Consider the following 23,122-nt stretch of genomic DNA (forward strand, 5'->3'; position numbering starts at 1 on the left):
ATTTAGCAAAGAGAGGGTTACATTATCAGGATATTACGGTGCTTTTTCTGGTGTATCACCTAATGCCGGACTTATTTCAGGATCTTGCTTTGGCAAGGATTGCGGTCTTAATTCACGCATATCAAAACCATTAGGTTGTTGAAATACTCGTAAACCAAACTCTGGCAATATGGCTAGCATATGATCAAAGATATCTGACGCAATGCCCTCGTATTCAATCCAGTTGGTGGTATTGGTAAAACAATAAATCTCTAAAGGCAGGCCATTGGCGGTTGGTTCAAGTTGGCGTGACATCAAAGTGTAACTCTGATGAATACTTGGATGATTTTTCAGATAATTATTCACATATGCCCGGAAGCTACCAATATTGGTGATGCGCCGAGTATTAACCGGTTCCTTGCCCCATTCAGCCAGTTGTTGGTTCCACTCATCAATATCTTTTTGTTTTTGCTGCAAATAATTATCCATCAGACTGAAACGATGCAGTTTCTTACGCTCATCATCCGATAAAAAATGAATACTTTGCTGATCAATCAAAATGCTGCGTTTGATGCGTCGTCCACCAGATTCCTGCATGCCGCGCCAGTTTTTAAACGGATCGGTAAGAAAGCGTTTGGTGGGAATAACACTAATGGTTTTATCCCAGTTCTGCACTTTCACCGTATGCAATGCAATATCTATAACATCACCGTCGGCATTGAGTGGCGTCATTTCAATCCAGTCACCGACACGAATCAAATCATTGGAATTGATTTGCACGCTGGCTACCAGTGACAGCAAAGTGTCCTGAAAAATCAATAACAATACCGCAGCCATCGCACCCAGCCCTGACAATAAAATCAGTGGTGAGCGGTCAATTAATGAAGCGATGATCAATATTGTGGCAATCGCAAATATGGCGATTTTAAGAACCTGGATATAACCTTTAATCGGTTTCAGATGTGCATCTGGGCGCTTGCTGTAGGCGTCGTTGACAATCGTCAGCAGACTGCCAAGACCTAAGGCGATAGTCAGCACGATAAAAGCAGAGGTAACGTTTTGCACCACTGTGACAGCGGTTTCAGAAATGTTCGGGATAACAACAATTCCAGTCGACAAAATAATCGCTGGAACAATATTGGCCATCCGTCTGATAAACGGGGAGTCCGCCAAAGATGAATAACGACCTAATTGACTGGTTTTCAGAATGCGGTAGACACCACGAACCAGAATACGTTTAACCAACCAGTTTGCTATCCAGGCAATAAGGACCAGCAAGAAAAGGCCAACTACAGTGTAGAGATGAGGATGGTTTTCTAACCAATCGACTAATAGGTAATAGCTTTCCACACAATGCTCCGCAGCAGATTTCAGGGGGCTGATTGTAGCATTCAAACAGTTATAAAATCCGGTACATCTAAACACTATTTTAGTGGGGAACTTTCCGGCAAAGTTTTGAGCACAAAGCAAATTACTGTATATTGGCCGGTTTTCCGAATAAGCCCAATTATCAACGTGAAGTCTAATCCACCCTAGCGTATCACTTCCCTCAGGACTTAATCTGGTCCTTGATGTTTAACACATCGTCCCCGCCAACAATGCGGTTGTGCTGGTTATCGCCACCGTTAAAAGAATGCAGTCGACATCAAAATGTCACTCCGCTTGGCAATAATTTTTATCTGAAAAAATCTTTTGAACACAGGAAGCTGATTAATGTTGCAAAACCTTAAACGAGACTGGTTTTCCAATATCCGTGGCGATTTGATCGCCGGTATTGTTGTGGCCTTGGCGCTTATTCCCGAAGCCATTGCTTTTTCAATCATCGCCGGCGTCGATCCGAAAGTTGGTTTATATGCCTCATTCTGTATCGCGGTGATTATCTCAATCGTTGGTGGTCGCCCTGGCATGATCTCAGCGGCTACTGCAGCCATGGCAGTTTTAATGGTCACGCTGGTTAAAGAGCATGGTCTGGAATACCTGCTAGCAGCAACATTACTCACCGGTGTTATTCAGATTGTGATGGGTTATTTAAAGCTGGGAAATCTGATGCGTTTCGTTTCACGCTCAGTCGTGACGGGCTTTGTTAACGCATTAGCTATATTGATTTTTATGGCGCAATTACCCGAACTAACCAATGTTACCTGGCATGTTTATGCTATGACGGCTGCGGGCTTGGGTATCATCTATCTATTCCCTTATATCCCAACAATTGGTCGTTTATTGCCATCACCACTAGTCACTATCATTGTGCTGACCGTAGTTGCAGTCGTATTCAATATCGATATTCGAACCGTTGGTGATATGGGTGATTTGCCGGATACCTTACCGATATTCTTGTGGCCAGATGTACCGTTAAAGTTTGAAACCTTAGCGATCATTTTTCCGTATGCCATGGCTTTGTCAGTAGTAGGCTTGTTGGAATCGATGATGACAGCAACTATCGTCGATGATTTAACCGATACATCAAGCGACAAAAACCGTGAATGTAAAGGTCAGGGCGTTGCCAATATTGGTTCAGGTTTACTGGGCGGTATGGCGGGGTGTGCAATGATTGGTCAATCGATTATCAACATTAAATCCGGTGGGCGTGGACGTTTATCTACCATGACAGCCGGCTTGTTCCTGTTGTTTATGGTATTGGTTTTGGATGATCTGCTAGTACAGATTCCAATGGCTGCTTTGGTTGCTGTAATGATCATGGTATCGATTGGAACCTTTTCATGGACATCAATTCGTGATCTGAAAAAACATCCTTTGTCGACCAACATCGTCATGGTCATGACCGTACTGGTCGTGGTGTTTACCCATAATCTCGCTTTAGGTGTATTTGTTGGCGTACTGCTGGCAGCCTTGTTCTTTGCCAATAAAGTGGCGCACTTTATGGTGGTGAAAAGTGACCTTAGCGAAAACGATACTAAACGTCATTATGAAGTCAGAGGTCAGATCTTCTTTGCCTCAGCAGATAAGTTTGCTGCAGCATTTGATTTTAAAGAAGCGCTAGAAAAAGTCGAAATTGATTTGAGTTATGCCCATTTTTGGGATATCACCTCCGTTTCTGCACTGGACAAAGTCGTACTCAAATTCCGCCGAGAAGGTACTGAGGTTGAACTGGTGGGCATGAATGCTGCCACAGCAACTATTGTTGACAGATTTGGTGTGCACGATAAGCCGGAAGAAGTCGAAAAAATGCTCGCCGGTCACTAATAAATAGAGGATTGAGAGAGATGACAAAAATAATAGCCTGTATTGATGGTTCGATAACGTCGCCAGCAGTCTGTAAAGCTGCCGCTTGGGCAAGTTACAAATTAAAAGCACCACTTGATTTATTGCATGTGTTGGATAAAACCGAATATCCCAAACCTGAAAACAGTAAAAATCTGTCAGGCAATATCGGCTTGGGCAGTCGTGAAAACTTGCTGAAAGAGCTGGTTGAGCTGGATGAAAAACGCAGTCGTCTGGCATTGGAACATGGCAAAAACATTTTGCATGACGCCAGTTCATTAGCCCAACAACATGGCGCCGTTGAGGTGACCACGCATCAACGTCATGGTGGTTTGATGGAAACCTTGTCCGATATGCAGGATGACACCCGTGTTTTGGTGTTAGGTCGTCAGGGACAAGCTCATGAAAATGAAACCCATAGTTTGGGTAGTCATCTGGAAAATGTGATTCGTGCGTTGACTAAACCCATTCTGATTACCTTGCCGGAATTTAATGTTCCGCAACGCTTTATGATTGCTTTTGATGGCAGTGCAACAGCCACCAAAGCCTTGGAAAAAGTTGCTGTTAGCGATCTGCTGAAAGGTTTGGAATGCCATATCGTTATGGTCGCTGAAGATGATTCTAATCATCAAGCTCAGTTGGACAATGCAAAGCAACAACTTATTGATGCGGGCTTCGAAGTCACTACTGCGTTATTACAAGGTGCAGTGCAACCGGCGCTTCATGATTATCAACGTAAAAACGCTATTGATTTGATGGTAATGGGTGCGTATGGCCATTCACGTATCCGTCAATTTCTGGTCGCAGTAACACTGCCAAAATGGTGCGAATGAGCGATATTCCACTGCTATTGCTTCGCTAATCAGGAAATTACGTTTGAATCAAATGAATATTGTGCAGTTGGAAAACTACCGGCAGAAATTGCTAGAACTTAAATTGGTGTTGTTAACCGATAATGACGTGGATAACACCAGGCTGGTGGAAATCCAACCTGCACAGCTGGATGTCTTATCTTTTCATTTACAAATTAAAAAACAAGAAGCCATTAAATACAAACAAGCTCAACTGCAGGCTATTGATGGTGCATTGAGACGAATCGAGCACGATGATTTTGGCTTTTGTTATTTTTGTAATCAACCCATCAGTGAAGCCCAATTAAATTTCGATTTGACGGTCACAAGATGCATCAAGTGTGCTGATAAAGCATTTGAATGAACTTCAGCTTTTTTAGTTTTTTAAGACTACAATTTCAGCATCAATTCTGTGCTTTATTAATTATTGGAATTATTCATTGGCTACTTCTATAGAAGGGCAATCTGTATCAGATATTCGGATTGATGGAATCCAATCCTTTGGTTGTCTTATTCGTTTTGACAGTCTTTTACAGGAAGTTTTGCAAGTCAGTGCAAATTTGCAGGAAAAGCTGGGTATATCCATAGACAAGGCACTGACATCTGCACCAAAGGATATTCTTGGCAGCAAATTACAACAGCGCATAAAACAGTCTCTAAGTAACAACTTACGTTTATCAGCTGCATTGATCATCAATCGTCAGGTGCTTGGAACTTATCAACGCTTTTATGTGATGGCATATCGCAGTGACGATTCAATTATTATTGAATTTGAACCACTTTCCCGATCTGGCGAACAGCGTCTAATGCCAATCGTTAATGAATGGTTGAGTCGTTTGGCACAGGTTCAGCAGATTGAATTGTTGCAGCAAATGTTAGTACAGAGCATACAAGCTGTTACTGGTTATGATCGTGTCTTGTTATGTCAATTTGATTCGCATTGGAATCGTACAGCTATTGCCGAAGTCTGCCGTAATCCATCTCGAAGTTTATTGAATTATCGATTCCCAGCCAGCGATATTCCTGCTCAAGTCAGAAACCGTTATGTTATTCAACCGCTACGCAATATACCGGATGTCAATGCGCAAATAGTGCCTTTAACACCAACTTCAGCTGATCTTGACCTGCCGCAGTTAGATTTAACCGCGGGAATGCTGCGTGCATTATCACCTCATCACCAACGCTATTTACGTGAGATAAAAGTCGCTGCTTCATTGAGCATAGCGATTGCGGGTGAGCAACAACTTTGGGGAATTCTTACTTGTCATCACTTTACAGCTGTTGAGGTGTCTGCAGCAGAGCGCGATGCAGCTTTTAATTTGGTGCAGATGGCAACACAAAGAATGTTTTTATTACAAGCCAGGCAACAAGCAACGTTTTTGCAGCAGGTGTTAGATAGTCGTGAATTGCTATCAACGGAACGTGACAAAGTGGTTCAACCAAAAGCCTTACTTGAGAAATATGGCAAAAACTGGATGCAGTTGTTCAATTGCAGCGGTATTGCCTTGCTATATCATGATCAAGTGAGTTGCACCGGCGAAACGCTCGATAGTTATGAGCTGGATATTGTGGGCAAGTGGCTTTCTGAACACAATGGGAATAAGGTTTGCTGGGCTTGTGATCAACTATCAAACAGTCCATTGGATAAACTGGTTAATCTGCGCAGTCGTGCTGGCTTATTGGCCGTACCTTTACCCATTGAGCAGAATCAATCCGGATGGCTATTGTTATTCCGCAATGCTAAAAAAGTACAATTTAGTTGGGTAGGCAAAAAACAAATTATAGAGGCCGAGACCTCAAACCCGCTGCATCGAGTTGAAGAACGTGGTTACGAAATTTGGGTAGAAACTATTGATACCGAAGCACCCCGTTGGTCAGTAAAGGAACAGCATGCGGCGCAGGATCTGGCCGAAGATTTAGCGGTAGCAATTACCGTTCACCAAATCAGTCGGTTGAATACTGAATTACAACGGGCGAACAAACAGCTTAAAGAGATTGCTCATACCGATACATTGACCAAAATCTGGAACCGCTATCGAATGGAATTGGCCATTGATGCCGAGCTAGCCGCAGCAGAACGTTATGGACATCCTTGCTCGATTTTGCTGTTTGATGTGGATCGTTTTAAATCAGTTAATGATACTTATGGCCATGATGTGGGCGATCAGGTGTTAACCAGACTTGCTGAAGAAGTACAATCAAAACTGCGGATAAGTGACAATTTAGGCCGCTGGGGTGGTGAAGAATTTATTGTTTTGGCCTCGCACAATTCGCTTGAAGAAGCGATAGCATTAGCCGAACGTTTACGACAACATATCGAAACGGTTGAATTCAAAACTGTTGGCAAGATCACTGTAAGCATTGGGGTTGCCGAAGCTATACCTGGCAAGGAAAGTCGTCGACGTTTGTTCGAACGAGCTGATCAGGCGATGTATCGAGCCAAACAATCTGGGCGTAATCGAGTGGAAGCCGCAAGCACCGAATTGTCTGCATCCTGATTTTCATCCAAAATACGCGGTTTATTGCCCGTGCTGCCATGCCGATTGGCCAATCCATATTTTAAACTGAGTCAATATGTCCGAAAGCCTGTTACAGAAACAAGTCTCTAAACGCCGTACCTTTGCCATTATTTCGCATCCTGATGCGGGTAAAACTACGTTGACTGAAAAACTCTTATTATTCGGCGGCGCGATTCAGATGGCCGGTAGTGTCAAATCCCGTAAAACGGATAAACATGCGACCTCTGACTGGATGGAAATGGAAAAGGAGCGGGGCATTTCGGTCACTTCTTCGGTCATGCAGTTTCCCTATAAAGATCGCATCGTTAATTTGCTGGATACCCCCGGCCATGCTGACTTCTCGGAAGATACTTACCGTACGTTGACCGCTGTGGATTCGGCATTAATGGTCATTGACAGTGCCAAAGGTGTTGAAGAACGTACCATTAAATTAATGGAAGTCTGTCGGTTACGCGATACGCCTATTCTGACCTTCATTAATAAACTGGATCGTGAAGGGCGAGATCCACTGGATTTGCTCAGTGAAGTTGAAAATATTCTGAATATTCGTTGTGCGCCAATCACTTGGCCAATCGGTATGGGCAAAGGCTTTAAAGGTATTTTTCATCTTTATCACGATAATGTTCGTTTGTTCGAGGCGCATGGCGGCAAAGAAGCGGGCGAATTGATACAAGGCTTGGATAATCCACGGCTGGATGAGTTGTTTGGCTCAATGGCCGAAGAATTACGTGAAGAAATCGATTTGGTACGCGGAGCCAGCGATCAATTTGATTTGGATGCCTTTTTATCTGGACAAATGACCCCGGTGTTTTTCGGTTCCGCGATGAATAACTTTGGCGTGACCGAATTGATGGATGCCTATGTTGAATACGCGCCAGCACCGCAACCACGTGAAACTAAAACCCGTGATGTTGCGGCCGATGAAGATAATTTCAGCGGTTTTGTGTTTAAAATTCAAGCCAATATGGATCCAAAGCATCGGGATCGTATTGCTTTTATGCGCGTTTGCAGTGGTCATTACACCAAAGGTATGAAATTACGCCAGACTCGTATTGGCAAGGACGTCACCATTGCGAATGCAGTCACCTTTATGGCAGCGGAACGTGAACAGGCAGAAGAAGCCTGGCCTGGCGATATTCTCGGCTTACATAATCACGGCACCATTCAAATTGGCGATACCTTTACTCAAGGTGAAGATTTGCAGTTCACTGGTATTCCATACTTTGCACCGGAATTATTTCGTCGGGTGCGTTTGAAAGATCCTCTGAAAAACAAGGCCCTGTTAAAAGGTCTGCAACAGCTTAGTGAAGAGGGTGCCACACAGTTATTCCGTCCACTGGATAACAATGACTTAATCCTGGGGGCGGTCGGTGTGTTGCAGTTTGATGTAGTTGTACATCGTTTGAAAGGTGAGTACGGGGTGGAATGTGCTTATGAGCCGGTTCAGGTCAATACGGCACGTTGGGTGTATTGTGATGATGTGAAAATGCTGGAGGAATTCAAGCGTAAAACCTCAATGAATCTGGCCTTGGACGGTGCGGATAACCTCACATACATTGCTCCAACCCGCGTCAATTTGGAGTTAACTATGGAACGCTGGCCAGATATTGATTTCCGGTCAACTCGCGAACATCTCTAATAAGGCTTGCCAGCGAACGGACTTCTCAAGCAGAATGAATTTCTAATCGTTGCCGGAGAGAGAGATGAAAGTCAGACTCATTACCAAAAATAAAGGTAAGCCGGTTATCGGCCTGACACCGAAAGACTCCTTGGATAAAGCAGTCCATTTAATGATGGAACATCGTATCGGGTCATTGGTGGTTACGGAAAATGGCGCTCTGGTGGGTATTCTGTCAGAGCGTGATTTACTTAGCGTGTTACACAAAAAACATGCGATGTGGGAGCCGAAGACGGCCGCTGATGCGATGACACCAAATCCTTACACCTGTGATCCTGATAATACGCTGGAAGAGGTGATGAATATGATGGTGGAACATAATATCCGCCATTTACCAGTGGTTTACAAAGGCCGGTTAGAAGGCATGCTATCGATTACCGATGTGGTGGAAGAGCTGCTGAAAAAAGCCAAATTCGAAAATAAACTACTTAAAAACTATATTCAAAACTGGCCAGATGCCGAGCATGAAGAGTAGGGCTTGTTGATCTTTCATCTCCGCCTCTGTTGTTAGCTGAAAAAGCGTCAATCAAGGCACGAGGAGCGCCTTTTAGTTGTTCTAAATAAGTGACGAGTAACACAGACCGGCGCGCGCCTCCTTGGCGCGCCGGCATACAGTCCATCCCTGGACATAAGTGGCGCTTTTTCAGGCACAACCCAAAGGGCTGGGACTATTTTTGCGCCCGCCTGCGTTGTATGAAATACATCCCTGTATTTCAACGCTTCGCGGCCAGCTAAGCTGTTCAAATGAGTTCCAGACTCATTTGTCAATCACTTATTTAGGAAAGCTGCACGGCGTTCTTTCCGCCTTGTCGGACACAAAAATAGCCTCCAGCAGTGGTGGATATGAAAGATCAACAAGCCCTAGGGCTTAAGACTCGGGTAACTTATCCATTCTTTCAACTTGTAGTCGATTATCCTTGGCGAATTCCAGTAGGAACTCGAAAAGCATCACATCATCATCTTCAAGCTGAGCATCAATCACCACACATTTCGTGCCTTCCAATGAGGCCAATTTAACGTTGGGATGAAAGATAATCCGCCTACCCGGCCCATAGCTGGCCACTGCACCGCACAATCTTTCCGCCCAATCGCTGGGACGGAATTTATCGCCGTCTTCAGTGATGCCTTTAATGATCACTTTTTCCGTTGCAGTCATCGAATTTGGTGCTCTTGAATTTACATAATGGATATTGGTTGAGCATTTTACTGGAAATCAGGCCCTAGCATCAGCCAAAGCCAAAACAAACTGTTTTCAGTGATTTAGGTCGGCGCGAAAAACCCGTATAATCGAGCGCTTTATTATTTGACGACAACGAGACGTTTTGTGGCCGACTACAAACACACTTTAAATCTTCCTGCGACTGAGTTTCCGATGAAAGCGGGACTGCCTACTCGCGAACCCGTGATTTTAAAGCGTTGGCAGGAGCAAGACCTTTACCGGCAGTTGCGGGAAACCAATCAGGGTAAACCGAAATTCATTCTGCACGATGGCCCTCCGTATGCCAATGGTGATATCCATATTGGTCATGCCGTCAATAAAATTCTCAAAGATATTATTCTCAAGTCTAAAACGCTTAGTGGCTTTGACACACCGTATGTTCCCGGCTGGGATTGCCATGGGCTGCCTATCGAATTAAATGTCGAGAAAAAAGTTGGCAAACCGGGCGTAAAGTGAGCCCGGCAGAGTTTCGTCAGGCTTGTCGTGAATATGCAGCCAAACAGGTTGATGGACAGCGTGAAGATTTCAAACGTCTGGGTGTATTGGCTGATTGGGATAACCCTTATCTGACAATGGATTTTCAGTTTGAAGCTGACATTATCCGCACTTTGGGTGAAATCATTGAAAACGGACATCTGCACAAAGGTGTAAAACCGGTGCATTGGTGTGTGGATTGTGGATCTGCGTTGGCCGAAGCCGAAGTCGAATATGAAGATAAAACCTCACCGGCGATTGATGTACGTTTTCAACTGGTGGATGTTGCTGCATTTGATAATGCCTGCCCGAATAACGGGACTGGCCCGGTCGGCATCGCTATCTGGACTACCACACCATGGACATTGCCCGCTAATCAGGCCGTCTGTGTGCACCCAGATTTAGAGTATGTCGTGGTGCAATGTGCGGCTGAGCGTTTGGTGTTGGCAGAAGCGCTTTATGAAAAAGCTCTGGAACGTTATCAATTAACCGGTGACGTCATTGCCCGCTGTAAGGGCGCCGCGCTTGAAGGTTTACTACTTCAGCACCCGTTTTACGATCGTAAAGTGCCAGTCATCTTAGGCGATCATGTCACCACTGATGCCGGTACTGGCGCAGTACATACCGCTCCGGGTCATGGTCAGGATGACTATATCGTTGGTCTTAAATATAAACTTGAAGTTGATAATCCGGTCGGTGGTAACGGTGTGTTTTTACCTGACACCCCGGTATTTGCTGGTGAATCGGTATTTAAAGCCAATCCGCTGGTCATCGAATTATTAAAAGAAAAGAATGCCTTGTTATGTCATGTGGATATCCGTCACAGCTATCCGCATTGCTGGCGGCATAAAACGCCGATCATTTTCCGCGCCACACCTCAATGGTTTGTCAGCATGGAGCAGAATGGTCTGCGCGATCAGGCAATGCAGGCAATTGCAGCAACCAAATGGATGCCGGATTGGGGCCAAAAACGTATTGAAAATATGGTGACAGGTCGTCCGGACTGGTGTATCTCCCGTCAGCGTACCTGGGGCGTGCCGATCCCGTTATTTGTGCATCAACAAAGCGGGGAATTACATCCTGACTCGAAAGCACTGATCGAAAAAGTGGCATTAGCTGTTGAACAAAAAGGCATTGATGCCTGGTTTGATATGGACGCCAGCGACCTGATTGGTGCCGATGCCGACAATTATTTCAAAGTTACCGATACACTGGATGTCTGGTTTGATTCCGGTGTGTCGCATGCCTGTGTGTTAACCCGTCGTGACGGTTTGCAACGTCCTGCTGATCTCTATCTGGAAGGCAGTGATCAACACCGTGGCTGGTTTCAGTCATCCTTATTGACCTCGGTTGCCACTACTGGCAAAGCACCCTACAAGTCTGTATTGACTCATGGTTTTACTGTGGATGCCGAAGGCAAAAAAATGTCCAAATCCAAGGGCAACACGGTTTCACCGCAAAAAGTGGTGAATAACCTGGGTGCGGACATTATTCGTCTGTGGGTAGCAGCTACCGATTACAGTGCTGAAATGAGTGTGTCGGATGAAATCCTCAAACGCACCGCCGACTCTTATCGACGTATTCGTAATACTGCACGTTATTTATTATCGAATCTGAATGATTTTGACCCTGCAAGCAATCTGGTGGCTACCGATGAATTGTTACCGTTAGATCGTTGGGTTTTGGATCGCGCATATCATTTGCAGCTGGAAATCCTGGCGGCCTATGAAAGTTATCAGTTCCATTTGATTTATCAGAAAGTGCATAACTTCTGTGCCAATGAGCTGGGCAGTGCTTATCTGGATATCACCAAGGATCGTCAATACACAATGCCAACGGACAGTCTTGGACGTCGTTCGTCACAAACGGCAATGTTCCATATTCTGGAAGCCTTAACTCGCTGGATTGCACCGATTTTAAGTTTTACCGCGGATGAGTTATGGGAATTTATTCCGGGCAAGCGGAATAACTCAGTGTTATTGAATAACTGGTATCAGCATTTGGCACCCTTATCAGCTGATAGTGCGTTATCAGCCTTAGACTGGCAGCAATTATTTGCCGTGAGAGATGCGGTTGCCAAAGAACTGGAAAATAAACGTAATCAAGGCGAAGTAAAAGGTGGTTTAACTGCCGATGTAGCTTTGTACGCTGATGAACCGTTGCTGACGATATTGAATAAAGCTGGCGATGAACTGAAATTTGTCTTAATCACATCATCAGCAAAATATTTTTCATTCGCGGATAAATCTGCCACGGCAATTCAAACTGGTTTGAGTGGGCTTGCCGTGGATATTCATGCTTCGACCAATGCACGTTGTGAGCGCTGCTGGCATCAGACGGAAGATGTTGGAAGTCATGCCGATCATCCAGAGCTGTGTGGTCGCTGTGTTGAAAATATTGAAGGCAACGGCGAAAACCGCCGTTTTGCTTGAGGCAAAAACAATGTTGAAGTGGTTATGGGTAAGTGCGTTGATCATTGCGTTAGATCAACTGACAAAAGTGATTATGTCCAATTGGTTGGATCTCTATCAAACCGTGGCGGTAATGCCGTATTTCAATTTTACTCTGGCTCATAATAGTGGTGCAGCCTTCAGTTTTCTTGCAGGAGCCGGAGGTTGGCAGCGCTGGTTTTTTATCGTTTTGGCGGTCACTGTTTCAATTGTGTTGATTATCTGGTTGTCTCGACTGAAGTCACAGGCCAAGCTTGAAGCCATTGCGATCTCACTGATTATCGGTGGCGCTATTGGCAATGTTATCGATCGCTTTATTTATGGGTATGTGGTCGATTTTATTGACGTCTATGTTGGCAGTTATCACTGGCCGGCATTTAATATCGCAGATGCCGCCATTTGTGTCGGCGCGGTGTTGCTGATCTTGGATAGTTTTAGAAAACCAGCGGAGCAAAAATGAATCTGTGTGATTTAGCGGTAGAAAGTATTGCCGGTTTGCAGCCCTATGTGCCGGGAAAACCGATAGAGGAATTGCAGCGTCAATATGGCGTAAGGGATGTTATTAAACTGGCTTCAAATGAAAGTCCAATCGGACCTTCCCAGGCCGCACAAGCTGCAATTGCATTGGCAACTCGAGACCTGACTCGTTACCCGGACGGTAATGGATATTCATTAAAATTAGCCCTATCCGAAAAGTTTCAGGTTGATGCCAAGCAGATTACCTTGGGTAATGGATCTAACGATGTGTTGGAGCTTATCGCTCGTTGTTTTGCTTCACCTGCTGACGAAGTCATGTTTGCTCAACACGCTTTTGCGGTGTACTCATTGGTCGCACAAGCGATTGGTGCCAAATTGGTAGAGGTGCCTGCCAAGAATTATGGCCATGATTTACCGGCCATGCAGCAGGCGATTAATGCAAATACCAAGCTGATTTTTATTGCCAACCCGAATAACCCAACCGGTACTTATATACCGGCACAGGAAGTTCATGCGTTTTTGCAGGCTGTGCCGGATAACGTGATAGTAGTGCTCGATGAAGCCTATGTTGAATATGGCGATCAAAATATAAACAGTGTTGACTGGTTAGCTGAATTTCCCAATCTGATTATTTGTCGCACCTTTTCCAAAGCCTATGGTCTGGCCGGTTTACGAGTTGGTTTTGCTTTATCCAGTCCAGAGATTGCCGATTTATTAAATCGTTTGCGTCAGCCATTTAATGTCAATCACTTGGCAATGTGTGCAGCGATTGCTGCTCTGGGTGATGAAGATTATCTGCAACGTGCCAAGCAGGTTAATAACGAAGGCATGCAGCAATATATTGATGGCTTTAATGCAATGGGATTGAATTACATTCCTTCAAAAGCCAATTTTATCTGTGTTGATGTGAAAACCAATGCAGCTGAAATTTATGAAAAGTTGTTGCAACAAGGCGTTATTGTCAGACCAGTTGCAGGTTATGGTCTGCCAAACCATTTACGTATCAGTATTGGTCTGGCAAAAGAAAATCAGCGTTGCCTTGAAGCGCTAGCTAACAGTCTGTCAGAGTCTTAATGATTAAGCATTTATCTATTATTGGAGTAGGCCTGATTGGTGGCTCTCTGGCGCTGGCATTAAAAAAAGCTGGACTGGTTGAAAAGGTCACAGGTTTTTCGCGTTCACAGGCTGCGCGTGATGAAGCTTTGGCATTAGGTATTATTGATAATGCCGCCGCATCATTGGCTGAGGCTGTTACCGATGCCGACATAGTGTTTGTCGCTGTGCCGATGGGTGCGATGCAGGCAGTGTTTGAACAAATCGCTGCACATCTCAAACCACAGGCGATTGTCACTGATGGCGGTAGTGCCAAACAGCAAATTGTAGATGCAGCCCGAGAGGCTTTAGGCAATAAGTTCGACCGATTTGTGCCAGGGCATCCGATTGCCGGTACCGAAAAGAGCGGACCTTCAGCGGCTTTTGCAGAGCTATATCAGCAGCATCGCGTGGTATTAACTCCGGTCGCTGAAACAGACAAAAGCGCGCTCGAACAAGTGCGTCAAATGTGGCAGCAAACCGGTGCAGATGTTTTTGATATGGAGGTTGAGCACCATGATGTGGTGCTGGCCGCCACCAGTCATTTACCGCATGTTTTAGCCTTTAATCTGGTGGGCATGTTAGCGAAACGCGAAGATTGTGATGAAGTATTACGTTATGCCGCTGGCGGTTTCCGAGATTTTTCTCGTATTGCATCAAGTGATGCAGTGATGTGGCGTGACATATGCCTTGGCAATCGCAACGCAATTCTAGAATTATTACAACAATATCGTAGCGGCCTCGATCAAATCGAACAGGCGATTCGGCAAGATGATGGTGATTTTCTTATTGATGTCTTTGGCCGGGCAAAACGGGCCAGAGATAGCCGTTTTGCCGATCCAACTCTGAAAGATAATAGCGAAGTGTAAATGGGAGTGAACAACAGCGTGAGCGGGCAACAAGATCGTAAATTTGTGGTACAGGCCGGTGGCAATCTGACAGGCAGTTTTCGTGTGCCTGGAGATAAATCCATCTCACACCGGTCAATCATGCTGGGTTCATTGGCTGAAGGCATAACCGAGGTCACCGGGTTTCTGGAAGGCGAGGATGCGCTGGCAACATTGGCGGCTTTTCGTGCAATGGGCGTCAATATTGAAGGCCCGGTCGAAGGCAAAGTCACTGTGCATGGTGTGGGTATGCATGGCTTGAAAGCGCCGGAAAAGGATGTATATGTCGGTAACTCCGGCACCTCTATTCGTTTATTAAGTGGATTACTGTCTGGTCAGTCATTTGATGTCACCATGACTGGAGATAAATCATTATCAGTACGACCAATGCGCCGGGTAACCGATCCCCTGGCATTGATGGGTGCAAAGATTGATAGTGCCGATGGCAAACCGCCTTTGACTATTCATGGTGGCAATACATTAAAGGCAATTGATTATGACTTGCCAATGGCGAGTGCCCAGGTTAAATCCTGTCTGTTACTGGCAGGGATGTATGCCGACGGAACCACTAGCGTTACTGAGCCTGCGCCGACACGAGATCATACTGAGCGTATGCTGCAGGGCATGGGATATCCAGTTCAGGTTCAGGATAATCGAATCAGTATTAAAGGCGGTGGCAAATTAACCGCCACGACCATTGATGTGCCTGGAGATATTTCTTCGGCCACGTTTTTTATGGTTGGAGCTGCGATTGCGCCGGAGTCGGATATCACTCTGCAACATGTTGGTATAAACCCGACCCGTATTGGTGTAATCAATATTTTGCGTCAAATGGGCGCGGATATTAGTTTGAGTAATGAAAAATTGACTGGTGGTGAGCCGGTTGCTGATATTCGGGTTCGTTATTCGCCATTGACCGGAATTGAAATTCCTGAAGACCAGGTACCATTGGCCATTGATGAATTTCCAGCGATATTTATTGCTGCAGCTTGTGCAGAAGGTCGCACAGTATTAACTGGTGCAGAAGAATTACGTGTTAAAGAGAGTGATCGCATTCAAGTCATGGCTGATGGACTACAAACTTTGGGTATTGATGCGCAACCGACCGCTGACGGTATGATAATTGAAGGTGGTGTAATCGGTAGTGGTGAAGTAGATAGTCATGGTGATCACCGAATTGCCATGTCATTTGCCATGGCCGCATTACAGGCTGGTGGTGCGATTCAGATTAATGACTGTGCCAATGTCGCCACCTCATTTCCCAATTTTGTTGAATTAGCCACTGACAGTGGCTTACAAATTGATGCCTTCGATGTCTGAAATACCGGTTTTGACGATTGATGGTCCAAGCGGGTCTGGCAAGGGCACGTTAGCGCAGCTTATGGCGGAAAGACTGGGCTGGCATTATCTGGATAGTGGTGCCATTTACCGTGTTTTGGCACAAGCGGCGCTCAAGGATCACATTGATTTAACTGATGAATCAGCGCTGGCTGAATTAGCTAAGCATTTGGATGTACAGTTCTTATTAACCAAAGGCCAGTTGCAGGTGATACTGCAAGGTGAAGATGTTTCATTGTTGATTCGTTCAGAACAAGCAGGCAATGCTGCATCAAAAGTTGCCGCATTTCCCGCGGTACGTGCAGCTCTGTTGCAAAGACAACGTGATTTTCTTCAGCCACCTGGTTTAGTCACAGATGGCCGCGATATGGGGACAGTCGTGTTTCCTGACGCAGCATTTAAAGTCTTTTTAACAGCTAGTGCCGAGGTTCGGGCGGAGAGAAGATATAAGCAGTTGAAAGAGAAAGGAATTGATAGTAACCTTTCCGATCTCGTAGCCGAAATATCCGAACGTGATGAACGAGATATGCAACGTGAAGTAGCGCCCCTGCGGCCTGCCGATGATGCCGTTATTATGGATTCAACACAACTCGGTATTGAAGCTGTATTAGAAAAAGTCAGTGCATTAATCGACTGATTTATTAGGGTACTTAGCTGGGTGTTCCAGTTAAGTTTTTTGTTAATTTCCTGCATTTGCAGGTCTAACGGGCGATTCTGTTATCTATACAGGATCAAGGATATTTATAATGAGCGAAAGCTTTGCTGATCTCTTTGAAGAGAGTCTAAACGCAACCCCAATGCAACCAGGCAAAATTGTTACCGGTACGGTAGTCAATGTTGGTCCTGATGTTGTTATGGTTAACGCAGGTCTGAAATCTGAAGGCGCTATCCCAGTTGCCGAATTCATGAACGAAAAAGGTGAAATCACCGTTTCTGTTGGTGATTTGGTCGATGTTTCTCTGGAAACACTGGAAGATGGATTTGGTGCGACATTATTATCACGTGAAAAAGCCAAAGCGGCCGAAGCATGGATCAGATTGGAACACGCATTCGAAGCTAATGAAACTGTTCTGGGGATTATCTCTGGAAAAGTCAAAGGTGGTTTCACTGTTGATCTGGAAAACATCCGTGCGTTCCTGCCAGGTTCACTGGTTGATGTGCGTCCTATTCGTGATACTTCACACCTCGAAGGCAAAGAGCTTGAGTTCAAACTGATTAAGCTGGATCGCCCACGTAACAATATCGTTGTTTCTCGCCGTGCCATTATGGAAGCTGAGAACAGTGTTGAACGCGAAGCTCTTCTGGAAACATTGGAAGAAGGCAAAGTAGTTAAAGGTATCGTTAAGAACCTGACAGATTACGGCGCGTTTGTTGACCTTGGCGGTATTGATGGTCTGTTGCATATCACTGATATGGCATGGAAACGTGTTAAACATCCTTCAGAAGTTGTTGCCATCGGTGATGAAATCGATGTTCAAGTTCTGAAATTTGATAAAGATCGTGAACGTGTATCGTTAGGCCTGAAACAATTGGGTGATGATCCTTGGAAAGATATCGCTCGTCGTTATCCGAACAGCACACGCATTCAAGGTAAAGTGACCAACATTGCTGACTACGGTTGCTTTGTTGAAATCGAAGACGGCGTTGAAGGTTTGGTTCACATGTCTGAAATGGACTGGACCAACAAAAACGTACATCCTTCTAAGCTGGTCACATTAGGCGAAGAAGTTGAAGTAATGGTTCTGGATATCGATGCAGAACGTCGTCGTATTTCACTGGGTATCAAACAGTGCCAAACCAACCCTTGGGAAGAGTTCTCAATGACTCATAACAAAGGTGACAAAGTCAGTGGCGCTATCAAATCAATCACTGATTTCGGTATCTTCATTGGTTTGGACGGTGGCATTGACGGCCTGATTCACTTGTCTGACATCTCTTGGGAAGAAGAAAACGAAGAACTGATTCGTGACTTCAAGAAAGGCGATGAAGTTGAAGCCGTAGTACTGGCAATTGATCCTGAACGTGAACGTATTTCTCTGGGTATCAAACAATTGCAGGATGATCCATTCTCTGCCTATTTGTCTGAACATCCACGTGGTTCTGTTGTTACAGGTAAGGTCACTGAAGTTGATGCCAAAGGCGCAACAATTGAATTGGCAGAAGGCGTTGAAGGTTATGTTCGTGTTGCGGATATTTCGCGTGAACGTATCGAAGATGCCAGCAAAGTGCTGAATGTCGGTGATGAAGTAGAAGCTAAATTTACAGGAATGTCGCGCAAGGATCGCACGCTGACTCTGTCTATTAAAGCTAAGGATGATCAAGAAGAGTCCGAAGCTGTGAAAGAGTACAGTAATGTTAGTTCCGGCAATACCACTTTAGGTGATTTGCTGAAAGAACAAATGAATCAGAAAGATAGCTAATCTGTTCATTTAGTAAGCATCCGGTAATTTACCGGATGCTTATTTTTTCTTGTTACACAGCTGCCTTAACGTTAAGGCATAACCCAAAGTCTACTGCCGGGAATCTAGGAAATTATGACCAAGTCTGATTTGATAGAAATACTATCCGAAAAACAATCTCTATTGAATTATCGAGACGTTGAACTAGCGGTGAAGTTAATTCTTGAACAGATGAGTGATTGTCTGTCACGTGGTGATCGTATTGAGATCAGAGGGTTTGGCAGTTTCACCTTGCATCATCGTCCACCCAGAGTGGGACGTAATCCAAAAAGTGGTGAATCCGTTAAGCTCGATGAGAAATATGTACCGCATTTCAAACCCGGAAAAGAATTACGTGATCGCGTAAATAATGCCGCTGGTTTTTAATAAAAAATGAAAATTAGTCAGGAAGCCGTTACTGACGCTCTTGTAATAAAAAGTTATGGCGACGGCTTTCTGCTGATTCAATCTTCAAATCAACCTCAACAACAGATCACGCATAATTGCATTCTTACTCCTGAAGGCATATTTGATGCGCTGGATCTGAATCGCTTCGATGAAAATATCAGCGATACACAGATTAAAAAAATCAAATCCTTTCAAGCCGACGTTGTCATCTTGGTGAAGGATGACGGTCTTACCTCTCACTCGATCAAAATTACCCATACATTTGCCCAATATGGTATTTCATTAGAAATAATGTCGCTTGGTGCTGCTTGTCGTACCTACAATTTGCTATTAAATGAAGGCAGAAAGCCAATATTGCTACTTGATTTAGAGTCTGAATGCGGGTGATCTTCAATGTTTGTGGTTATTGATGTGAATACCCATATTAAGCATAAGGTTTAAACCTTTGTTTATGTCAGTTATTAGGGATTAGATGAATGAATGAATCGCTAAAACTTGACCACACCTGATGAAGTCAGGAAAATTCCCCTGGTTTAGTCAACGCAAAGTTTGCGAAAAAGCTTATAGGCTCGCAATTTTTGGCAAAAGGCTTAGCAAAATCAGCAAAGTTGATCTGGATCACGGATTTGAAAGCATCAACATTGTTGTTTTGCGGTAAAATTTGTCGAGCTTGATTGTTGGGCGATATGAAATTGGGTTCTGTTTCTGAGAATAAATAAAAGAAGCAGTGATAGAGTTTTCATGAGAGAGAAGGTGTGATCGCTATGCAGGCGAAACAACAGTATAACTTTGAAGTAGTCAAATGGTTCTCCTATATGGCGGTAGTCTATTTGGTTGCCGGAACGGGTATGGGTGTATTTATTGCATCGCAGTTAGCCTGGCCAGATCTTAATTTTGATAATCCTTACATTAGTTTTGGTCGATTACGTCCATTGCATACCAATACGGTAATTTTTGCATTTGGTGGATCAACATTAATGGCCACAGCATTTTATGTTGTGCAACGTACCTCTGGAGTAAGACTCTGGAGTGATAAATTGGCCTGGTTCACCTTTTGGGGATGGAACCTGATTATTCTCGGCGCCATCATCACGTTGCCTTTAGGCTTAACTCAATCAAAAGAATATGCTGAGCTGGAATGGCCGCTGGATATTTTGATTGCGGTAGTCTGGGTAAGCTACATGTTCAATTTCATCATGACCTTATCGATCCGTAAGGTTTCACATATCTATGTTGCCAACTGGTTCTTCCTGGCAATGATGATCATGATCACCTATCTCCATGTAGTAAACAGCTTGGCTATTCCTGTCAGCATGTGGAAATCGTATTCGATCTTCTCTGGAGTTCAGGATGCGATGATTCAATGGTGGTGGGGCCATAACGCAGTAGGTTTCTTCCTGACAGCGGGCTTCCTTGGCATCATGTACTACTTCGTACCTAAACAGGCAAACCGTCCTGTATATTCTTACCGTTTATCCGTTATCCATTTCTGGGCGTTGGTATTTGGGTATGTGTGGTTAGGTGCTCACCATCTTCAATACACAGCATTACCAGATTGGACAGGTTCATTGGGTGCTGCCATTTCATTAGCGATGATTATTCCTTCATGGGGTGGTGCGTTAAACGGTATGTTCACTCTGAGTGGTGCTTGGGACAAATTACGCACTGACTATATTTTACGATTCCTGATTGTCTCTTTAGCGTTCTACGCGATGTCGACTTTTGAAGGCCCGGTTATGGCTTCGAAAACAGTAAACGCCTTGTCACATTACACTGACTGGACTATCGGTCATGTTCACTCAGGTGCGCTTGGCTGGGTTGCGATGGTTTCTGTAGGTGCGTTGTATCATATGGTTGAACGCATGTGGGGTACGACGATGTATTCCGTTAAGCTGGTTAACCTGCATTTCTGGATGGCGACCATCGGTACCGCGATTTACATCACCGCAATGTGGGTATCAGGCATTATGCAAGGTCTGATGTGGCGTGCTTATGATGAATACGGCAATTTGGCATATACCTTTGTTGAGTCAGTCGCACAGATGCATCCTTACTACGCGATGCGTGCAATCGGTGGACTGATTTTCTTCCTGGGTGCGGTCATCATGCTGTTTAACGTAACAGTGACTATTCGCCGCGCGATTGCAAAACCATCTGCCGAAATGGCAACTGCAGCGAATATTTGAGGGAATCAGCATGGCTAATAAATCTAATAAACGCGTTAGTTTTCAAGATTGGGTTGAACAAAACGTTTGGGGACTTGCTCTAGCTACAGCATTAGTAGTGTCTGTAGGCGGTATTGTTGAGATTGTCCCGTTGTTTTATCTGCAAAATACATTTGAGGATGATGTCTTTCCTGAATATGAAGAACTGCAAGGTGTTCGTCCATATACGGCTTTAGAGTTGGCTGGTCGTGACGTCTATCAACGTGAAGGCTGCTATTTATGCCATTCACAAATGGTGCGTCCATTCCGTGATGAAAAAGATCGTTATGGTCATTATTCATTAGCAGTTGAATCTAAATATGATCACCCATTTCAGTGGGGGTCTAAGCGTACTGGGCCTGATTTGGCACGTGTAGGTGGAAAATACTCCGATGCATGGCATATCCAGCATCTTCGTGACCCACGTTCTGTAGTGCCTGAGTCCATCATGCCACGCTACCCATGGCTAGATAATGCCACCATCAATGGCGAAGGTATGGTTCGCCGCTTGAAAGCAATGAAAGTATTGGGCGTACCTTATACAGATGAACAAATTCTGGGTGCTGCCGAAGCGGTAGAAGGCAAAACGGAAATGGAAGCTTTGGTAGCTTATCTGCAGGTACTTGGCACAATGATCCAGTTTGAACCAGGTAGAGATTACCGTGAGTAATTTCTTGTCTTATTTTGAGACAAACTGGTCGGCCATGACCGCAAGTGATTGGGTGGGCACGATACTGACAGTCATTATTTTTATATTGATGTTTGGTATGTATTTCTGGGCATTGCGACCTAAGAATAAAGAAAAACTTGAATCACACCGTGACATGGCGCTGAGAGATGACGATATAAATTCGGAGAAAAATGATGGCTGATAACAATAAAAATCCTCATGAATGTCCAGATACAGGTCATGAATGGGATGGCATCAGAGAGTTAACTAATCCGCCGCCACGCTGGTGGACAATAGCTTTGTACCTGAGTGGATTGTTAGTTCTGGTTTATTTTATTTTGTATCCATCACTGCCGCTAGTGACTGGCAATACCAAAGGTATTTTGGGTTGGACTCAAATTAAAGAATATAAAGAAGACTTGGCAAAAATCGAAGAAAAACGTGCGCCTTTTGAAGATCGTATCGCTGCCATGACTGCAGAAGAGATTTTGGAAGATGACGAATTATTACGTTATGCCGTAGGTTCTAGCAAAGTACTTTATGGTGATAACTGTGCTGCATGCCATGGTGTTGGTGGTTATCCTCAACCAGGTTCAGGTTATCCTATCCTGGCCAATGATGATTGGTTATACGGCGGCACAGTAAGTAAAATTATCGAAACGTTGGCAAAAGGTCGTCAAGGCATGATGCCGGCACATGCAAATTTATTAACCGAAGAAGAAGTAGACGGTTTAGTTGAGTTTGTTGTGAACAGTGCCAATGGTGAAGCCACCGACGCACAATGGAAGCTATATAACGAGAAGGGCTGTGTAGCTTGTCATGGAGCTGATGCCAAAGGTATTCAGCAACTTGGTTCTGCGAATCTGGCTGATAAAGTATGGCGTTTTTCTGGTGAGCCAGATGAAATCCGTCACACTATTTTGCACGGCGTTAATGATGCAAACGATCCATTAACACGCGTTGCTGTTATGCCAGCCTGGAATGAAAGACTTGCAGTGCGTCTGGAAGCAGAAGAGTTCGGTGATGATCCAGAAGACTATTACGATGGCACTGAAACTGAACGCTTGAGTGAAAATGAAATCAAAAAACTAGCTATCTATGTGCATCAACTTGGTGGTGGCGAATAAAAAAGTAAAACTGGCTTGAATAAATAAGTTAGTTCAAATCAGGAGAAGATTATGGGTTTAGATGCAGTTGTGATTGGGGCCATTGTAAG

20 protein-coding genes and 1 pseudogene are annotated in these 23,122 nt (G+C 44.5%); 19 read left to right on the plus strand and 2 right to left on the minus strand.

The features are described from left to right. Window positions 1-33: 33 nt before the first annotated feature. Window positions 34-1,329: a mechanosensitive ion channel family protein gene (locus A9E74_RS10025; protein WP_069296490.1), complete on the minus strand. Its 1,296-nt coding sequence runs from the start codon at window positions 1,327-1,329 to the stop codon at window positions 34-36. A 363-nt stretch (window positions 1,330-1,692) separates the two neighbouring features. Between A9E74_RS10025 and A9E74_RS10030 the strand changes: the two genes are divergently transcribed. From A9E74_RS10030 to A9E74_RS10055, 6 genes are all read left to right on the plus strand, one after another. Next, window positions 1,693-3,183 (plus strand): SulP family inorganic anion transporter, encoded by a 1,491-nt coding sequence (locus A9E74_RS10030; protein ID WP_069296491.1) that lies wholly within the window; start codon window positions 1,693-1,695, stop codon window positions 3,181-3,183. Between the two features lie 20 nt (window positions 3,184-3,203). Further along, on the plus strand, window positions 3,204-4,034 hold the full coding sequence (locus A9E74_RS10035; RefSeq protein WP_425412316.1) for a universal stress protein: 831 nt from the start codon (window positions 3,204-3,206) through the stop codon (window positions 4,032-4,034). Window positions 4,035-4,086: 52 nt separating this feature from the next. Continuing rightward, a complete protein-coding gene (locus A9E74_RS10040; RefSeq protein WP_069296492.1) occupies window positions 4,087-4,416 on the plus strand; it encodes a TraR/DksA family transcriptional regulator in 330 nt (109 codons plus the stop codon). Between the two features lie 76 nt (window positions 4,417-4,492). After that, window positions 4,493-6,550, plus strand: a complete 2,058-nt coding sequence (locus A9E74_RS10045) for a sensor domain-containing diguanylate cyclase (RefSeq protein ID WP_069296493.1) — start codon at window positions 4,493-4,495, stop codon at window positions 6,548-6,550. A gap of 76 nt (window positions 6,551-6,626) precedes the next feature. Further along, on the plus strand, window positions 6,627-8,210 hold the full coding sequence (locus A9E74_RS10050; protein ID WP_069296494.1) for a peptide chain release factor 3: 1,584 nt from the start codon (window positions 6,627-6,629) through the stop codon (window positions 8,208-8,210). A gap of 64 nt (window positions 8,211-8,274) precedes the next feature. Next, window positions 8,275-8,724 (plus strand): CBS domain-containing protein, encoded by a 450-nt coding sequence (locus A9E74_RS10055; RefSeq protein WP_069296495.1) that lies wholly within the window; start codon window positions 8,275-8,277, stop codon window positions 8,722-8,724. Window positions 8,725-9,117: 393 nt separating this feature from the next. On the opposite strand, the gene A9E74_RS10060 is transcribed toward A9E74_RS10055, so the two are convergent. After that, on the minus strand, window positions 9,118-9,405 hold the full coding sequence (locus A9E74_RS10060; protein WP_069296496.1) for a DUF3579 domain-containing protein: 288 nt from the start codon (window positions 9,403-9,405) through the stop codon (window positions 9,118-9,120). A gap of 168 nt (window positions 9,406-9,573) precedes the next feature. On the opposite strand from A9E74_RS10060, the pseudogene ileS reads away from it, so the two are divergent. The 13 genes and pseudogenes from ileS (at window position 9,574) to ccoP (ending at window position 23,033) form a co-directional block, all read left to right on the plus strand. After that, window positions 9,574-12,374, plus strand: a pseudogene (gene ileS / locus A9E74_RS10065) (isoleucine--tRNA ligase). Between the two features lie 10 nt (window positions 12,375-12,384). Next, entirely contained in the window at window positions 12,385-12,852 is a 468-nt protein-coding gene (lspA, locus tag A9E74_RS10070) for a signal peptidase II (protein ID WP_069296497.1), read from the plus strand. Then, entirely contained in the window at window positions 12,849-13,943 is a 1,095-nt protein-coding gene (gene hisC, locus A9E74_RS10075; protein WP_069296498.1) for a histidinol-phosphate transaminase, read from the plus strand. Before lspA ends, hisC begins: the two co-directional genes overlap by 4 nt. After that, window positions 13,943-14,830 (plus strand): prephenate dehydrogenase, encoded by an 888-nt coding sequence (locus A9E74_RS10080; RefSeq protein WP_069296499.1) that lies wholly within the window; start codon window positions 13,943-13,945, stop codon window positions 14,828-14,830. Before hisC ends, A9E74_RS10080 begins: the two co-directional genes overlap by 1 nt. Further along, a complete protein-coding gene (gene aroA / locus A9E74_RS10085) occupies window positions 14,831-16,168 on the plus strand; it encodes a 3-phosphoshikimate 1-carboxyvinyltransferase (RefSeq protein ID WP_425412317.1) in 1,338 nt (445 codons plus the stop codon). Next, complete coding sequence (gene cmk, locus A9E74_RS10090; RefSeq protein WP_218104303.1) at window positions 16,161-16,823, plus strand: (d)CMP kinase; 663 nt, start codon at window positions 16,161-16,163, stop codon at window positions 16,821-16,823. Before aroA ends, cmk begins: the two co-directional genes overlap by 8 nt. Window positions 16,824-16,932: 109 nt before the next feature. Continuing rightward, window positions 16,933-18,606, plus strand: coding sequence for a 30S ribosomal protein S1 (gene rpsA, locus A9E74_RS10095; RefSeq protein WP_069296501.1), 1,674 nt, complete (start codon window positions 16,933-16,935; stop codon window positions 18,604-18,606). Window positions 18,607-18,720: 114 nt separating this feature from the next. After that, complete coding sequence (locus A9E74_RS10100) at window positions 18,721-19,011, plus strand: integration host factor subunit beta (protein ID WP_069296502.1); 291 nt, start codon at window positions 18,721-18,723, stop codon at window positions 19,009-19,011. Between the two features lie 6 nt (window positions 19,012-19,017). Continuing rightward, on the plus strand, window positions 19,018-19,419 hold the full coding sequence (locus tag A9E74_RS10105; protein ID WP_069296503.1) for an MTH938/NDUFAF3 family protein: 402 nt from the start codon (window positions 19,018-19,020) through the stop codon (window positions 19,417-19,419). Between the two features lie 377 nt (window positions 19,420-19,796). Next, window positions 19,797-21,218 (plus strand): cytochrome-c oxidase, cbb3-type subunit I, encoded by a 1,422-nt coding sequence (gene ccoN / locus A9E74_RS10110; RefSeq protein ID WP_069296504.1) that lies wholly within the window; start codon window positions 19,797-19,799, stop codon window positions 21,216-21,218. Window positions 21,219-21,228: 10 nt separating this feature from the next. Continuing rightward, window positions 21,229-21,906 (plus strand): cytochrome-c oxidase, cbb3-type subunit II, encoded by a 678-nt coding sequence (gene ccoO / locus A9E74_RS10115; protein WP_069296505.1) that lies wholly within the window; start codon window positions 21,229-21,231, stop codon window positions 21,904-21,906. A gap of 34 nt (window positions 21,907-21,940) precedes the next feature. Continuing rightward, the gene (locus A9E74_RS14940; protein WP_211116064.1) at window positions 21,941-22,108 is read left to right on the plus strand and encodes a cbb3-type cytochrome c oxidase subunit 3; all 168 of its coding nucleotides are present in this window, start codon (window positions 21,941-21,943) and stop codon (window positions 22,106-22,108) included. Beyond that, a complete protein-coding gene (gene ccoP, locus A9E74_RS10125; protein ID WP_245652138.1) occupies window positions 22,098-23,033 on the plus strand; it encodes a cytochrome-c oxidase, cbb3-type subunit III in 936 nt (311 codons plus the stop codon). The genes A9E74_RS14940 and ccoP overlap by 11 nt, the downstream gene beginning before the upstream one ends. Window positions 23,034-23,122: the final 89 nt, after the last annotated feature.

It is taken from the genome of Methylophaga muralis, assembly GCF_001720165.1.
GTDB lineage: Bacteria > Pseudomonadota > Gammaproteobacteria > Nitrosococcales > Methylophagaceae > Methylophaga > Methylophaga muralis.

Excerpts from the sequence above, each read along its gene's own strand:
- A9E74_RS10105 (WP_069296503.1), top strand. The coding sequence starts at position 19,018 with ATGAAAATTAGTCAGGAAGCCGTTACTGACGCTCTTGTAATAAAAAGT.
- A9E74_RS10100 (WP_069296502.1), top strand. The coding sequence starts at position 18,721 with ATGACCAAGTCTGATTTGATAGAAATACTATCCGAAAAACAATCTCTA.
- A9E74_RS14940 (WP_211116064.1), top strand. The coding sequence starts at position 21,941 with ATGACCGCAAGTGATTGGGTGGGCACGATACTGACAGTCATTATTTTT.
- hisC (WP_069296498.1), top strand. The coding sequence starts at position 12,849 with ATGAATCTGTGTGATTTAGCGGTAGAAAGTATTGCCGGTTTGCAGCCC.
- cmk (WP_218104303.1), top strand. The coding sequence starts at position 16,161 with ATGTCTGAAATACCGGTTTTGACGATTGATGGTCCAAGCGGGTCTGGC.
- A9E74_RS10035 (WP_425412316.1), top strand. The coding sequence starts at position 3,204 with ATGACAAAAATAATAGCCTGTATTGATGGTTCGATAACGTCGCCAGCA.
- A9E74_RS10050 (WP_069296494.1), top strand. The coding sequence starts at position 6,627 with ATGTCCGAAAGCCTGTTACAGAAACAAGTCTCTAAACGCCGTACCTTT.
- aroA (WP_425412317.1), top strand. The coding sequence starts at position 14,831 with ATGGGAGTGAACAACAGCGTGAGCGGGCAACAAGATCGTAAATTTGTG.
- A9E74_RS10080 (WP_069296499.1), top strand. The coding sequence starts at position 13,943 with ATGATTAAGCATTTATCTATTATTGGAGTAGGCCTGATTGGTGGCTCT.
- lspA (WP_069296497.1), top strand. The coding sequence starts at position 12,385 with ATGTTGAAGTGGTTATGGGTAAGTGCGTTGATCATTGCGTTAGATCAA.
- A9E74_RS10030 (WP_069296491.1), top strand. The coding sequence starts at position 1,693 with ATGTTGCAAAACCTTAAACGAGACTGGTTTTCCAATATCCGTGGCGAT.
- ccoO (WP_069296505.1), top strand. The coding sequence starts at position 21,229 with ATGGCTAATAAATCTAATAAACGCGTTAGTTTTCAAGATTGGGTTGAA.
- ccoN (WP_069296504.1), top strand. The coding sequence starts at position 19,797 with ATGCAGGCGAAACAACAGTATAACTTTGAAGTAGTCAAATGGTTCTCC.
- A9E74_RS10040 (WP_069296492.1), top strand. The coding sequence starts at position 4,087 with ATGAATATTGTGCAGTTGGAAAACTACCGGCAGAAATTGCTAGAACTT.
- rpsA (WP_069296501.1), top strand. The coding sequence starts at position 16,933 with ATGAGCGAAAGCTTTGCTGATCTCTTTGAAGAGAGTCTAAACGCAACC.
- A9E74_RS10060 (WP_069296496.1), bottom strand. The coding sequence starts at position 9,405 with ATGACTGCAACGGAAAAAGTGATCATTAAAGGCATCACTGAAGACGGC.
- ccoP (WP_245652138.1), top strand. The coding sequence starts at position 22,098 with ATGATGGCTGATAACAATAAAAATCCTCATGAATGTCCAGATACAGGT.
- A9E74_RS10055 (WP_069296495.1), top strand. The coding sequence starts at position 8,275 with ATGAAAGTCAGACTCATTACCAAAAATAAAGGTAAGCCGGTTATCGGC.